Genomic DNA, 13,588 nt, shown 5'->3' with positions numbered 1-13,588 from the left:
CCGTGCCATGCGCAGTCAGCGCGCTGGCCGCGCCATTGCTGGCGTTGCGGCCCGTTTTTGCTGCTGAAAAATCACCAGCTGGCGGCGGCTGTGTTGGTTTTTCAGCACGGCGCTGTTGGCTTATGCGTAATGCAGTTGCAGCGAGCGGCCCACCTCGGTCAGCGGGGCCGGGTCGATCCAGGCATCCAGATCAAAGTCGCGCGGCAGAAAGCCACGCTGCACCAGAAAGCGCTTGTAGTAATCAAGCGCGGTAACCGATTGCGTGGACAATTCCAGCCGTTGGTACAGATGCAGATTGCGGCCATAGGCGGCGCGTACGATCTCGGGTGCGGCGTCGGTTTCCTGGCCCACGTAATGCACGGTTTCTGCAGCGTGCGCCGGGGCCCAGTAGCCGACGTCGGCAATGCGGCGCAGAAAGCGCACCACCACATCGGGCCGCTCGCGCAGCAAGGCGCTGTCCACCGTAATCGGCCGTGGCGCGGCGTTGTTGACACGGTGGTTGGGGTCGGCACAGCGACGCAAATCGATCACCTCGTGCGCCCCCAGTTTGAGTGCCGCCTGAATGCCCGGCGCGCCCTTCACATAGATGGCATCCACCTGGCGCGTGACCAGCGCTTCCACCAGTTCGGCAAACACGCCATAACCGCCAAAAAACTGCATATGCGGCTTTTGATGGATGATCGGGCGCACTGCAATCGGCACAAACGTCACTTCTGCCTCGGCCACATCGCCCAGTTGCAAAGCCACCAGAAAACCATGCAAGGCACCAGCGCGCGCCTGGTCGATGCGCGTCTGCTGCACCGGCAGCGCCAACCGCGCACCGCGTAAATCGGCCGGTTGCTGGATCGGCGAATCGGGCAGCGTCAGGATGGCCTGGTATTCATCGGCCCACGACAAGCCGATCAAGCGCGTATCGGCCCCGCTGGCCTTGGCCCACAGCGCGGGCACATTGCCGCCCTGGCGGATGGAATAGCGCTGGTGATGCGTGACGTACGACATCTGCAACGACGGGTCGGGCACCTCGTGCATGGTGCGCACGGCAAAGTCGTCGTGGGCGAATTCGTCATCAATCCAGCCCAGCCGCGCGGCCAGGCCCAAGGGGGTAGGGTCCGGACAGCGGGTGTACCAGACGGTGTCTACCTTGTGCGTCATCAGTTGGATACTCCAGGTTGCGTGACCCGACAGCGGGAGCAGCGCTATCCAGCACAAAACATGCCAATCGGGCGTGCGCTGCGCGTTGAGCAACGCGGCCAGGCCACGGTGCGAGCCATGTTTGCACGCCGCCTTTATCTTTCAAAAGAATATAGAAGCAATTTATAATTATTTTTTGTTACATGGACGGATTGATTATAGTCGGGTTCCAAGCCGTCACTACCGGAGCTTATCCATGGGTCAGAACCCGCCCGCCCACTCGCCGTTGCTTGCTTTGCCACAAGGGGAAACCCAACCCTTGTCCATCCGGGCCAAGGCGCTGGTGTTTGTCGACCCGGCCTCGCGCGCGCTGCTGAATTATGTGGAGCGCCTGGCCCCCTCCGAAGCGCCGATCCTGATTACCGGCGAAACCGGCACCGGCAAAGAACTGGTGGCACGGCATTTTCATTTGCTGTCGCGGCGCAAAGGCCCGTTTGTGGCCGTGAATTGCGGCGCGATCAGCGAGCAACTGGCCGAAAGCGAACTGTTTGGCCACGAAGCGGGCGCATTCACCGGCGCTACCGGGCGGCGCGAAGGCTGGTTTGAAGCGGCGCACGGCGGCACGTTGTTTCTGGATGAGATTGGCGACTTGCCGCTTAATCTGCAGGTGAAATTGCTGCGCGTGCTGCAAGAGCGCGAAGTGGTGCGCATTGGCTCGCGCAAGCCGATTCCGATTGATGTGCGGCTGGTGGCCGCCACCAACGTGGATCTGGACGACGCGGTGACGGCGGGGCATTTCCGGCTGGATTTGTTATATCGGCTGAATATCGCGCAAGTGACGCTGCCGCCCTTGCGCGAGCGGGTGGGCGACATCCTGCCGCTGGCGCAGTATTTTCTGGCGCAACACAGCCAGCGGCTTAATCTGCCGGAGCCGGCGATCTCGGATGCGGCGGCCACGGCGCTGAAGCACTACGCCTGGCCGGGCAATATTCGTGAGCTGGAAAACGTGATCCACTTTGCCGTGCTGGTATCGGGCCACGCGCAAATCGAACCGGAGCATCTGAAGTTTTCGTCCGCCGCCGCATCGTTCTCCCGCAATACGCCCACGCGCACGGCGACTTTGGCCGAGACCCCGCTGGAAATCATCCGCAGCCAGTCGCCCCGCTTGTTCGACCAGGCGGCGGGTGCCGATGGCGAAGGTTTGTTCAGCCAGCTGGAAGGCCTGCTGGTGCGCGAAGCCTTTGAGCACAGCGGCTACAACCAGCTACGCGCCGCCACCTTGCTGGGACTGACGCGCAACGAGATCCGCACGCTGCTGGCGCGCTACGATCTGCTGGGGCAAACAGCGCGCGGACGCAAGGATGAGAACGGGCAGGTGGCCAATGGTTGATGCTGGCCGGGCCACCCTCCAGCATGTGGGGTTATGCCGCTGCTTGCCTTGGCGTAGTCCGCTTAAGCCTGCGCTGCTTGCTCACGCCGCGCATTGCTCTGATAGATCAGCACCAGCGCCACCGCCAGCAACACCAGCGCGCAGCCGCGCCGCGCTCCCAACGCGATCACCGCATTGCCGAGCCAGCCAAAGTGGTCGATCAGCAAGCTCATCAACAATTGTCCGCTGATGACGGCCACGGTGGCGGCGGCGGTGCCGATGCGGGGCATGGCGAACACAATCACCAGCATGTAGATCACGCCAAAAAATGCGCCCGCCACTTGCCAGCGCGGCACGCTGAACAGCGTGAAGGCGTGCGGGGGTTCCAGAAAAAACGCCAGTAAAAAACTGACCAGGGTGCCCAGCGCAAAGGTCAGCCACGCGCTTTCCAGCACGCCCACATCCGCGCCCAGCCGTCCGTTGATGGCGGACTGCGCACACAACACCGCGCCGCTGAGGATGACCAGCAACAACATCAAAAAGACCATCATTTTTTTCCCGATTAATGGATGAGCCAGAGCGCGGCCAGGATGGCGACCAGAGCGCCCACGCGGTAGCGGTCGACCGCGCGGCGCGCGCTGCCCAGCAGGCCCCAGTGGTCGATGACCAGGCTGGCGGCCACCTGGCCAAACAGGATGCCGACCATGGTCAGGCCGACGCCAATATGCGGCGTGGCCAGCGTCAGAGCCACCACATACACCGGGCCGAGCAGGCCGCCAGTCAGCAACCAGCGCGGTTGCGCAAACAGCAGGCCCAGCCGGGGTCGGCTGAAGATAAGCCCGAGCGTGAGCAGCGTGGTGCCGATGCCAAAGATGCCCAGCGTGGCCCACAAATGCCCGGCGGCGGCACCCAAAGGCCCGAGCAGGCCGGCCTCCACCGACAGACCCATGCCCGCCAACACCACCAGCGGTAATACCCAGAAATGCTTCACCTGCTGCGCCCCAATACCAAAGAGGCGCTATCGTGCAGGCTTGCTGTAATCGCTACAATCCAGCCAGAACTCAAAACAGTATTGCGATTATCGCAATGCGAGAATCCGGGGGCGGGACAACACATGCATCTAAAAGCGCATCGGTTTTTTGCGATGGTGGCGACCACGGGCAGTTTTTCGGCCACGGCGCGCCATTTTCAGGTGCCGGCCTCGTCGGTTTCGCGCTTTATTGCGGCGCTGGAACGCGAGGTCGGGCAGCAACTGCTGTATCGCAATACGCGCGCCGTGACGCTGACCGACGCCGGCGAACGCTATTACCAGCAGATTCGTGAAGTGCTGGACTTGCTGGATGCCGCCGACGAGCAAATCGCGGGCAAGGGCGGCGACATTCGTGGGCTGGTGCGCCTTAACGTGCCGGTGGCATTGGGCCGGCTGCATATCGCGCCCTTACTGGACGGCCTGCAACAACGCTACCCCGAACTGACCGTGGAACTGACGCTGACCGATGCGTTTATCGATCCGGTGAGCGAGGGCGTGGATATCACTTTTCGCGTGGGGCAACCGGCCGATTCGGGGCTGATCGGACGTAAGATTTGCGATCAGCGTTATGTGCTGGCGGCCAGCGCGGACTATCTGCAAGCCCACGACCAACCCGCCGCGCCGCACGATCTGCTGCAGCATGCCGCGCTGGTTTACAAAGGCGCGGGCGGGCCGCAGCGCTGGTATTTCCGGTCGCCATCGGATCAGACCGCAGTGGTGATCGAAGCCAGCGGCCCCTTGCGCAGCAATAACGCCGAAGTCTTGCTGGAAGCCGCAAGGGTGGGGCGCGGCGTGGTGCTGTTTCCATCGTGGCTGTTTCGCGCGACCGATTTTGCCAGTGGCGGCCTGGTGCGGCTGCTGCCGGAATGGGCGGCTGCGGTGGAGGCCACGCCCAGCCAGATCCACGTGCTGTCCCCGGAAAACCGTTTGCGCTCGCCCAAAGTGCGCGCGGTAGCGGACTATCTGCGCGAGGCGATCGGCACACCGCCGTATTGGGATGCCGTGGTCTGAGCAGGGCGCATGGGCCTGATTGTGGCCAATCAATGACGGGCGGCGCAGCAGGCGAGACGGCTGGCGGGGCCGCGGCCGCCGGGCGTAAGGGTGTTTGGGCACAATGGCGTAAGGATTTTTCTTGCGATCTGGCGGCGGGCTGTCCGTTGCCATCGTGTGCTTATTAGACCGCGCAATGCGGCGGCATCTGCCCAAGGAATTGCAATGCGTTTTCAGGATTTGCTGGCGATTATCGTCAGCGCCAGTGTGTTGGCAGGTTGCGGCGGCGGTGGCGGCAACGACAGCGCGACCACTTCGACCGTCGCGGCCGCCAACCCCACCGCCAGCCCGACCCCGGTTTCCGCTACGGGCGCCACGCCCACGCCGGTCCCCGTTAACGCGCCGGACGCCACGCCGACGCCCACGCCCGGCAGCAGCGCCTCCACCCCGACGCCCACGCCCACGCCCACGCCCACGCCCACGCCCACGCCGACGCCCGCGCCCAGCGCCGCCACGCTGAACCCGGCCGATACCTCGGTGCAGATGTTCCAATGGAGCTGGAACGATCTGGCCACCGAATGCACCACGTTTCTTGGCCCGCAAGGCTACGGCGCTATCCAGATTTCGCCGCCGTCCGCCTCGCTGGTTGCGCCCAACTGGTGGGCGGTGTATCAGCCGGTCAGTTATGCGCTGACCAGTCGCTTTGGCACGCAGGCGCAGTTACAGGCCATGATCAATACTTGCCATGCCGCAGGCGTGCGCGTGTACGCTGATATCGTCGCCAACCAGATGGCGGGCAGCGCCAGCGCGGTTAAAGGCGTGGCCACGGATGGTTCGAGCTGGGATGCTGGCACGCTGACTTATCCTGGCTATAGCGCCAATGATTTCCATGCCGCTTGCGATATCCAGCAAACCGATTACGACGCCAGCCAGGCGCATGTGCAGACCTGTCGGCTCAATTCGATGCCGGATCTGAACTCCGAAAGCAGCTATGTGCGTAGCCATATCGCCGGCTATATGAACTCGTTGCTGGCGCTGGGCATCGACGGCTTTCGCATCGACGCGGCCAAGCATCAATCGGCCGCATCGCTGCAAGCCATCATGGCGCTAGTGAAGGCGGCGCATCCCACCACCAATCTGGGCGAACCCATCTGGGTGACCCAGGAAGTGGTGCCGGATGGCGAAGTGGTGCGCGCGGATTATTACGCCGTCGGCACGCTGAACGAATTCGACTTTACCTGGGTGATGCGCGATGCCTGGCGCAACGCCAACGGACTGACGCCCGCGTCGATTCCCACCGTGATGGGCACCTCGGGGCAGTGGGGTGGCACCTGGTATTTTCTGCAGCCGCAGCACGCCACCGTGTTTGTTACCAACTGGGATACCGAACGCGAGCTGACCGGGCTGACTGCTGACAATGGCAGCGGCGCCACCAACGACGCGCAGGGTAATCATCGCTACGAACTGGCCAATATCTTTATGCTGGCGCAGGCCTATGGCGAGGCGCAGCTGTTTTCGGGTTTCCGCTTTAGCAACAAGGATCAGGACCGCCCCAGCGCCAGCCCGTATCTGAATGGCGTGGCGCAAATCAACGTGGCCTGGGACTTTTTTCATCGCTGGAGCGATATCGCGCCGATGGTCCGGTTCCGCGCCGCCACACGCAACCTGGCGCAGAGCAACTGGGTGACGGGCAACAACAACCAGATCGCCTTCAGTCGCGGTGGCGTGGGTTTTGTGGCGCTGAACAACACCAGCACGGCATGGAGCAGAACCTTCTACACCGGCCTGCCGCGCGGCACCTATTGCAATATCGTGCATGGCCTTAAAAACACTGCGGGCACCGCCTGCGCCAGCGACACGGTCAGTGTGGACGCCAGCGGCAACGCCACCGTCACGGTGGTGGCGGACGGCGGCAGCATGGTACCAGCGGTGGCCATTTACACCGGCCAGATGCTGGCGCAATAAGGCCGACGGGCCAGCACCTGCTGCTGGCCCGCCCGCCATATGCTGCATCAAGCGCGTAACGGAAAGCGTGCGCCGCCCGAGATCAGTTGCTGCGCCATCGGCCGCTCGATAAAACGTTGCGGAAAGATCGGCGCGGGCATGCTGGCTTGTTGCAGGCGCGCGAGGTGCGCATCGCTCAGCTCAATCGCCAACGCCGCAAAATTCTCCTCTGCCTGCGCCAGCGTGCGCGCGCCCATCACTGGCGCGACCACCGCGTCGTGCTGGAAGGTCCATGCCAGCGCAACCTGCGACGGCGTGACCGCCAGCTCGCGCGCCACTTGCACCACCACATCGGCAATCGCCAACGCATGCGCTGACATATGCCCGGTGGAGGCGATCACGCCCTGACGGGTTTTCGAAACATCGGCCTCGTTGCTGTCCAGCAGATCGGCTGAACTGTATTTGCCCGACAGCATGCCGCCCGCCAACGGCGACCACGGCATCACGCCCAAGCCCAATTCCCGGGCCATCGGCATCAGCTCGTGCTCCACGCTGCGTTCCAGCAGGTTGTATTCGATCTGCAGCGACACCAGCGGCGCCCAGCCACGCAAATCGGCCAGTGTTTGTAGCTGCGCCACTTTCCAGGCGGGCGTATTGCTGATGCCCAGATAAAGCACCTTGCCGGCGCGCACCAGATCGTCCAGTCCGCGCATCACTTCATCGGCCGAAGTGGTGAAATCCCAAGCATGCAAATGCAGCAATTCGATGCGGTCCGTATCGAGCTGGCGCAGGCTGGCTTCGACCGAATTGACCAGGTTCATACGATGGTTGCCGCCCGAGTTGGGGTCGCCAGGATGGCGCGCCATGGTGAACTTGGTGGAGATGATCAGGCGTTCGCGCTGAGGCTTGATCAGACGGCCCAGAATCTGCTCGGACGAGCCATTGGTGTAATTGACGGCGGTGTCGATCAGATTGCCGCCTCGGCTGACATAGGCATCAAAAATCCGCGCGGCCTCGCTGGCCTGGGCGCCCCAGCCCCAGTCGGAACCAAAGGTCATTGTGCCCAAGGCCAGCGGCGACACGCGCATGCCTGATCGTCCTAACAAGCGATAATGGTCGAGTGCGATCGGTGGTGACATTGTGTATGCTCCTGCGTTGCGAAAGGTGTGTTAAAGCCTGAGCAAGTCTAATAGGCCGCTCGCGCAGGGCGTAGCCAGATACGCCGACGTTATTGCACGATTATCCGGTATAGAATGAAAAGAGGAGACAGCACGGGATGGATGCCTGCGCCAGACTGGTTAACATCATGGGTCGACATCTGCCGCAAGACGGCACGTGCAGCACGGCGGTGCCGGGGCTGTCGCTGGTGCGCGCCAGCAGCCCCACCTTGCCGATGCCGGTGGTGTACGAACCGACGCTGTGTCTGATTGCGCAGGGGCGCAAACGCGTGCTGTTTGGCGACCAGGCATTTATCTATGATGCCAGTCGCTACCTGGTGGCCTCGGTCGGCGTGCCGCTGGTGGGCACGGTGATCGAAGCCAGCGCGGAGCAACCGTATCTGTGCGTGGTCATCGACCTGAACATGACGCGCCTGAGCGAGCTGGCGCTGCGCTTTGCCCACCCGCCCGCGCAGAACAGCCCCGAAGCCGCCGTCGCATTTGGCGCAACGCCGCCCGAACTGCTGGACGCCGTCACCCGGCTGGCCGCGCTGCTGGACCAGCCCAACGATATCGAAGCGCTGGCCCCGCTGATCGAAAGCGAAATCCTGTACCGCCTGCTGATGGCGCCGGGCCATAGCGCGATCCGCCAGATGGCCACCGCCGATAGCCGCCTGCGCCAGATCGGCAAGGCCATCAGCTGGCTGCGCGCGCATTATCGCGAGCCGTGCCGTATCGAGCAGATGGCGGATATTGCGGGCATGAGCCGCTCCACCTTTCATCTGCACTTCAAGGCCGTTACCGGCATCAGTCCGCTGGAATTTCGCGGGCATCTGCGCTTGCAGGAAGCGCGCCGCCTGATGGTGGCGCAAGCGCTGAATGCGGCCGAAGCGGGCTTTGCGGTGGGCTACGAAAGCGCATCGCAATTCAGCCGCGATTACGTCCAGCTGTTTGGCGCGCCGCCCGCGCAGGACGCGCAACGGATGCGAGATGCGCCTGCGGGTTTGATGCGGACGGCGGTGGCGCTGGCGCCGGCCGTGCCAGGGATATAAGCGCCGAACCACGGGCGCGCCCCGGCGCATACGGGCTTTTTCAACCGGCCGCGCCGCACCGGCTGTCTCCCTGACACCGTCCGCGCGCAAGCGCCACCTATGCTGGTTTTTTATCGCGATGGCGTGCGCGAGCCGAGCCAGCGACGGCATGAGCGGCGAACGGCGTCTGGTCACCAAGAGAGGTATCCGCCCATGTTCTTTTCCGCGATCCCGGCAGCGCCCTCCAGCCGCGCCACGGCACGTCAACTTTCACCCCACGGCGCGGCAACAACCCGCCGTGCAGCACGGGCGTTGCTGGCCATTGCCACGCTGGCAGCAATGACATCGGCCCGCGCCGGTAACCAGGATGGCGACACGGTCGGCTGCGCGGCGGGCCAGCCCTGCATCAGCAACCATTACATGCGCGGCACCGACCTCGTCATCGAATGGAGCGCCGACCAGAGCTGGAGCAAATACCACATCCGCTGGCAACGCCTGGGCCAACCGGTGCATACCGCAGATGGGTCGGGCGGCGACGGCGGCCGCTTTACCATCCACCACGCCAACGCGGGTGCGACCTATACGTTTGCGGTGTCGGGCTGCGTTAAACATTACGTGGGCAAGGACCGCTGCTCGCCGTGGGAGTCGCAGCAGTTTGTGGCGCGGTGAGCGCATCACGTCGCAATGATGTATTTGCATGAAACTGGTCCGCGCTATTCGCGGCTATTTGTTGTGTTTTTACCGCAGCGTATAGCGGCGCGATGCACTTGCGCGTCGCGCCGGCTCGACGCTCGCTATCATGGCCCATCTTTTTTTGATGGCCGTTTGAATAAACATGCAAAAACAAGTGTCATTTTCGGCTCCCATGTCGTTTGGAATGGCGTGGCTGGCCATGTGGCGGAGCACGGGGTGGTTTCTGCTTATTGGTAATTTATTGCTGTTTTTTGTTTTCATCCGGTCCGGTTACAAAGCAGGTTTGCCTGTGCTGGGCAATATATACTCGGCCCTTTTGCTGCCGTTGTTTTTACAAGCCGCCATTATTTTTTCTCTCGCATGGTCGCGTTGGTATAACCCGCAGGAAAAGGGGCCTTTCGCGTACACGGTGTCGGATTACGGCATTAAAAAAGCCGGCCCCGGTTTCGCGCACGAATATAAATGGTCTGAATTTCGCAAGGTAAAAGAATCCAGGCGCTTTATCTTTTTGCACTCTGGACAATTTGACGTTCTGGTATTTCCAATACGCCTGTTAAGCATGCAAGGGCAACTTGAAGCGGTACGCTCGCTGATAGGCACCCATACCGCAAAGACTGGCGGGCGCGATCAACAATCTGTGATCGAAACGCCGGTTGATCCAGTAGATGGGATCATGCCGGGAGAAATTAAATTCAGAGTAAATACACCGGTAAGCGTTCATCTGCGCGGACTTTTGGAAATCTCATATAAAAAACCATCGTTTTTTTTCGCATTGTTTGGCTTTCCCGCTTTTGTGTATCACGACCTCGTGAGCAGCGGGGCGCATTGGACCGCTGGCGCATGGGTGTTATTCATCGCGACGTTTTTTATTGGTCCGGCGATGCTGGCGGGCGGATTATTTTTTACTCGCCAGAAAAATCCCCTGATCAATACGTGTGATTACACCATGAGCGAAACCGGGCTACGGTATAAAAAAGCTGAATTTGCGCGAGAAATGTTCTGGAGCGAATTTTCTCGGGTGACTGAATCGCGCCGCTTTATCCTGGTGCACTCGCGTATCTTTACGATTTTTTTCCCTAAAGACCAGCTGGAGGCGGCGGGCGTACTCGGCCAGGTGAAGGCATTTTTGCAAAGCAGCGTTAAGCGCTGAGATTCGCAATCCTTGCGTGGATCCGACAATGGCTATGTGGCGAACACCGGTGACTTGGGCGATTTGCAGTAGTTACTCGCGATAGTGCCCATGCCCCGCAGAAAATAAAAAAGCCCTCGAATCATTCGAGGGCTTTTTTAACTAATTCTGCTGGCGGAGAGAGGGGGATTCGAACCATGGCAAGAACGAGCATGACTGGCTGATTTTAAGGAATAGGGAATGGATAAAAACCTCCAATTTTGGCGTTGGCAATAGTTTTCCTATCTACGGCGCAAATCAAAGCAAAATATGTTCGGAGTAAGCATGAAGCTCTTTTTCGGCTGAGAAACGAGTAGCAATAGGTAGAACTGCCACCGTTGTTTAGCCCTGTGCGATGTAAAGGTGTGAGTGGAAACGAGTACCGCACGTCAGACGGCGCCGGGCTTGGCAAACGCAGCAGTCTCCCTGACGCGACCGTTAAGGTGCTGCGCGGGGCTCAAGCAGTATTCCAGCTATCGCTGCGTGCCGCATCTTTGCAATCAGATTGGCGAACTCGATTTGCCGACTGGCGTGTGATCACCAAACAACGTGCATCGTCAGCCAGGCTACTCACAAGTGATACTGCCAGCTTTGAGCAGCAGTGAGGCGTTGCATCTGGGAGTCGACGGCACGGGATGGAAGATATTGGTAGGTAGATAGAAGGCGCGGAGGGTGGAGATTCAAAGCGGCGCGCATGATGAAAAGTGCACTTGCCCTGGATCCGAACAGGGGCCGGGTATGCACGGCGCTGATAGCGCCAAAGTGTCGGAACAGGCTCGCCTCCGGGCCCGGCCCGTATTGCATAAATCCAGCACTGGATTGGCGGAATTTTTGTCAAATTTGATTTATGCAACAGGGCCCGTAATAACAGTAGTGACGTCTAAACTTCAAAAAATCTCTTTTCAGTAAATTGCTCGCGCGGCGCGAATTACGGCAATCGGACACCAATATTTCTGTTATTTAACAAAATTGATAGTGGTATATATTAATTCCCTTGAACCCATTCTGCTACACGTAATGCAATTTCCTGCGGAATTCTTCCAGAAATTCGGCTGGCTACGCTAAATCGTTTGTCATCTTGAATGCTATATTTTTTAAAGAAGCGCTCTAGCAAAGCTTTGCCGTGAATGCGTCGCGAGATTGCGAAAACACGCTGCTCCACTGTTCCATGAGGCAAGTCGAAAGCCTCGATGCGTTGCTTCCAAGACGAGTAATCAGCAATGTCTGCAGCGCTGAGTCCCTTGAAAGGACCTGCGAAAAGAAGGTCTTCGAAATCCGCTCGGGTATCAACCTTCGTACCAAAACCATCACCTATTTTTGGCTTCCCTAATGAGTGCAATAGGGCGTTAGCTGCCGCGTGCGCGACAAGGATATCGCAGTGACAAAAAATCTCAACCATTACCTCTTCAGCAGGGCGGCGGCCGTCTCCTCTAGTCTTGGAATTGACCCGCTCCTGCTCCCAAGCTACCGCGTCAATTAAATAGTTCTCCAGCTCCCATCGAAGGGTGTAGTAAATGTTCGGATTTTTGTTCATATTTTCAGACAAAAATAATGAATCATCCGGCGTACATGAAAGTGCCGAGTCCTCGACTGCGTCACGGTCAACAAGCCCGTATGCCTGAATTCCGGCAGCTCGCTGATAGAGGACATTCCGCTCCACTCCGTTGCATCCCGGCAGAGGAACTGGTCCAGTCTCAGCCAGCTTGAAAACCGCTTTATCCGCTATACCAGAAAACCAGTAATTCTTGTAAACGCCAAGGTCATCTTGGCCCTCCACAAAAATCTCGACCCGGTTAGCATACCGGCTCCGAATTTGGGACGTTGAAAGGCCTCGACCACGTATGCTAGCCATCAATGCCCCCCCTCAAAGCTACGTTTCAGAAAAGCTACCTCTTGCTGAATTTTCTGAGCTCGTTCTTCTTCTTCCGGACTCTCCAAGATTGCGGCAGATTTCCTTAGGCCCGGCTCATCAATTTCTATGGCGAGAGAATCGATTATCTCCATGGCGTGGCTTGCGAGATAGACAGACAAGCCATCGTTTCGACGAAGCATTTCTTTCAACCTAAGTGAAATTCGAGAGCGCCACTGGGTGTGCAAGTGGGCATCAACTTCATCGACAATGAGTATCGTATTTCGAGTCATGTGCGCACCGACCCGAAGAAAAATTTGCATCAACGATTTTTCGCCGCTACTCAGCTGGTCAAGTCGGTAAGGCTGGGACCCCTGCGTCCTGACCCTTGCAACGAGCTCGTTACGATTGGGAATTCCCATAAGCTCTTTTTCGGAGTCAGCAAACATGAATTCGTTAACGAATTCCAGAGCTGCATCGTACCTACCGTCGTCGAGCCAAAGCATCCAAACAAGAAGATTATCTAATGACTCTGTCCAGCGACGACCCTCCTGTCGGAAAACATGTAGGGGGCGATAGTTCCAATCTGCAGGGGGTTCGATAGCGCGATGCTCAGTCGACGGGAGCTTCACAATGTCGCGATAGGCTGGGAAATAAATCATCGTCGGCGCTGATAACGGAGAACTGGCGAAAGCTTCCACATTGTCGCCAACGCTATCTGCAATCCAGGAGACAAATTCCTTAGACCAATTATCGGCCATGCCAGCCCAAAGGTAGTCAGCGCTGCCTCGCCTAATCACGCCTACGTTATGCCAGCTGTCTGCGCGGACTTCGAGTAACATATCTTTAGACCATGGCTTGAACCACACCTCGGAATCCGCCTTACCACCAAAAATAGAGAAAACGACAGTGTGCGAAACTCCCTCGCTGGCGTACGACGCGCGAAAGTCCAGTTGGGCCCGTCCATTCCCTGCATCTAATGGTTCGAAACCGAAACTAGTTGCAGCACGCTCGGGATGATTTCCTAAAACCCCCATCAGAGCAGCCATGGTCTCGAGAATATGGGTCTTACCTTTCCCGTTCCCGCTCAAAAACAAAAAATAATTACTTGGTTCGCCGGGTTCGTCTCTAAAGTCAAAGTATTCAACTCTGTCCTGAAATGGCCCAATTCGCTCTAGTGTTAGGCAAAGCGGCACAAACTCAGTCAAAATAAACGAATTGTCCAT

Annotated in this window: 12 protein-coding genes; 6 read left to right on the top strand and 6 right to left on the bottom strand. The window is 59.2% G+C overall.

Going from position 1 to position 13,588, the window contains the following annotated elements:
* Positions 1–120: 120 nt before the first annotated feature.
* Complete coding sequence (locus tag WG78_RS19640) at positions 121–1,152, bottom strand: ABC transporter substrate-binding protein (RefSeq protein ID WP_053939537.1); 1,032 nt, start codon at positions 1,150–1,152, stop codon at positions 121–123.
* 235 nt (positions 1,153–1,387) lie between these two features.
* Between WG78_RS19640 and WG78_RS19635 the strand changes: the two genes are divergently transcribed.
* Positions 1,388–2,521: a sigma-54 interaction domain-containing protein gene (locus WG78_RS19635; RefSeq protein WP_053939536.1), complete on the top strand. Its 1,134-nt coding sequence runs from the start codon at positions 1,388–1,390 to the stop codon at positions 2,519–2,521.
* Between the two features lie 62 nt (positions 2,522–2,583).
* Here the strand turns inward: WG78_RS19635 and WG78_RS19630 are convergent, their stop codons facing one another.
* Both WG78_RS19630 and WG78_RS19625 read right to left on the bottom strand, forming a co-directional pair.
* On the bottom strand, positions 2,584–3,051 hold the full coding sequence (locus tag WG78_RS19630; protein ID WP_201782498.1) for a DMT family transporter: 468 nt from the start codon (positions 3,049–3,051) through the stop codon (positions 2,584–2,586).
* 11 nt (positions 3,052–3,062) lie between these two features.
* Positions 3,063–3,491 (bottom strand): DMT family transporter, encoded by a 429-nt coding sequence (locus WG78_RS19625; RefSeq protein WP_053939535.1) that lies wholly within the window; start codon positions 3,489–3,491, stop codon positions 3,063–3,065.
* 123 nt (positions 3,492–3,614) lie between these two features.
* Here WG78_RS19625 and WG78_RS19620 point away from each other — a divergent pair, with 123 nt between their 5' ends.
* Together WG78_RS19620 and WG78_RS19610 are read left to right on the top strand one after the other, a co-directional pair.
* Positions 3,615–4,541 carry a LysR family transcriptional regulator gene (locus WG78_RS19620; RefSeq protein WP_053939534.1) on the top strand — a complete coding sequence of 309 codons (927 nt, stop codon included), beginning with the start codon at positions 3,615–3,617 and terminating at the stop codon, positions 4,539–4,541.
* 204 nt (positions 4,542–4,745) lie between these two features.
* Positions 4,746–6,485 carry an alpha amylase C-terminal domain-containing protein gene (locus tag WG78_RS19610; protein ID WP_152969317.1) on the top strand — a complete coding sequence of 580 codons (1,740 nt, stop codon included), beginning with the start codon at positions 4,746–4,748 and terminating at the stop codon, positions 6,483–6,485.
* A 47-nt stretch (positions 6,486–6,532) separates the two neighbouring features.
* On the opposite strand, the gene WG78_RS19605 is transcribed toward WG78_RS19610, so the two are convergent.
* Positions 6,533–7,603, bottom strand: coding sequence for an aldo/keto reductase (locus WG78_RS19605; RefSeq protein WP_053939532.1), 1,071 nt, complete (start codon positions 7,601–7,603; stop codon positions 6,533–6,535).
* A gap of 167 nt (positions 7,604–7,770) precedes the next feature.
* Here WG78_RS19605 and WG78_RS19600 point away from each other — a divergent pair, with 167 nt between their 5' ends.
* From WG78_RS19600 to WG78_RS19590, 3 genes are all read left to right on the top strand, one after another.
* On the top strand, positions 7,771–8,673 hold the full coding sequence (locus WG78_RS19600; protein WP_201782497.1) for an AraC family transcriptional regulator: 903 nt from the start codon (positions 7,771–7,773) through the stop codon (positions 8,671–8,673).
* Positions 8,674–8,865: 192 nt separating this feature from the next.
* Positions 8,866–9,321, top strand: coding sequence for a hypothetical protein (locus WG78_RS19595; RefSeq protein ID WP_152969316.1), 456 nt, complete (start codon positions 8,866–8,868; stop codon positions 9,319–9,321).
* 166 nt (positions 9,322–9,487) lie between these two features.
* A complete protein-coding gene (locus tag WG78_RS19590) occupies positions 9,488–10,495 on the top strand; it encodes a YcxB family protein (protein WP_152969315.1) in 1,008 nt (335 codons plus the stop codon).
* Between the two features lie 1,003 nt (positions 10,496–11,498).
* On the opposite strand, the gene WG78_RS19585 is transcribed toward WG78_RS19590, so the two are convergent.
* Both WG78_RS19585 and WG78_RS19580 read right to left on the bottom strand, forming a co-directional pair.
* Positions 11,499–12,290: a DUF4435 domain-containing protein gene (locus WG78_RS19585; RefSeq protein WP_161805163.1), complete on the bottom strand. Its 792-nt coding sequence runs from the start codon at positions 12,288–12,290 to the stop codon at positions 11,499–11,501.
* A gap of 74 nt (positions 12,291–12,364) precedes the next feature.
* Complete coding sequence (locus WG78_RS19580; protein WP_053939527.1) at positions 12,365–13,588, bottom strand: AAA family ATPase; 1,224 nt, start codon at positions 13,586–13,588, stop codon at positions 12,365–12,367.

The sequence above is a fragment of the Amantichitinum ursilacus genome, from assembly GCF_001294205.1.
GTDB classification, from domain to species: domain Bacteria; phylum Pseudomonadota; class Gammaproteobacteria; order Burkholderiales; family Chitinibacteraceae; genus Amantichitinum; species Amantichitinum ursilacus.
This window is presented reverse-complemented; position numbering and strand designations above follow the sequence as displayed.

Excerpts from the sequence above, each read along its gene's own strand:
- WG78_RS19600 (WP_201782497.1), top strand. The coding sequence starts at position 7,771 with ATGGGTCGACATCTGCCGCAAGACGGCACGTGCAGCACGGCGGTGCCG.
- WG78_RS19590 (WP_152969315.1), top strand. The coding sequence starts at position 9,488 with ATGCAAAAACAAGTGTCATTTTCGGCTCCCATGTCGTTTGGAATGGCG.
- WG78_RS19640 (WP_053939537.1), bottom strand. The coding sequence starts at position 1,152 with ATGACGCACAAGGTAGACACCGTCTGGTACACCCGCTGTCCGGACCCT.
- WG78_RS19605 (WP_053939532.1), bottom strand. The coding sequence starts at position 7,603 with ATGTCACCACCGATCGCACTCGACCATTATCGCTTGTTAGGACGATCA.
- WG78_RS19595 (WP_152969316.1), top strand. The coding sequence starts at position 8,866 with ATGTTCTTTTCCGCGATCCCGGCAGCGCCCTCCAGCCGCGCCACGGCA.
- WG78_RS19635 (WP_053939536.1), top strand. The coding sequence starts at position 1,388 with ATGGGTCAGAACCCGCCCGCCCACTCGCCGTTGCTTGCTTTGCCACAA.
- WG78_RS19610 (WP_152969317.1), top strand. The coding sequence starts at position 4,746 with ATGCGTTTTCAGGATTTGCTGGCGATTATCGTCAGCGCCAGTGTGTTG.
- WG78_RS19630 (WP_201782498.1), bottom strand. The coding sequence starts at position 3,051 with ATGATGGTCTTTTTGATGTTGTTGCTGGTCATCCTCAGCGGCGCGGTG.
- WG78_RS19580 (WP_053939527.1), bottom strand. The coding sequence starts at position 13,588 with ATGGACAATTCGTTTATTTTGACTGAGTTTGTGCCGCTTTGCCTAACA.
- WG78_RS19620 (WP_053939534.1), top strand. The coding sequence starts at position 3,615 with ATGCATCTAAAAGCGCATCGGTTTTTTGCGATGGTGGCGACCACGGGC.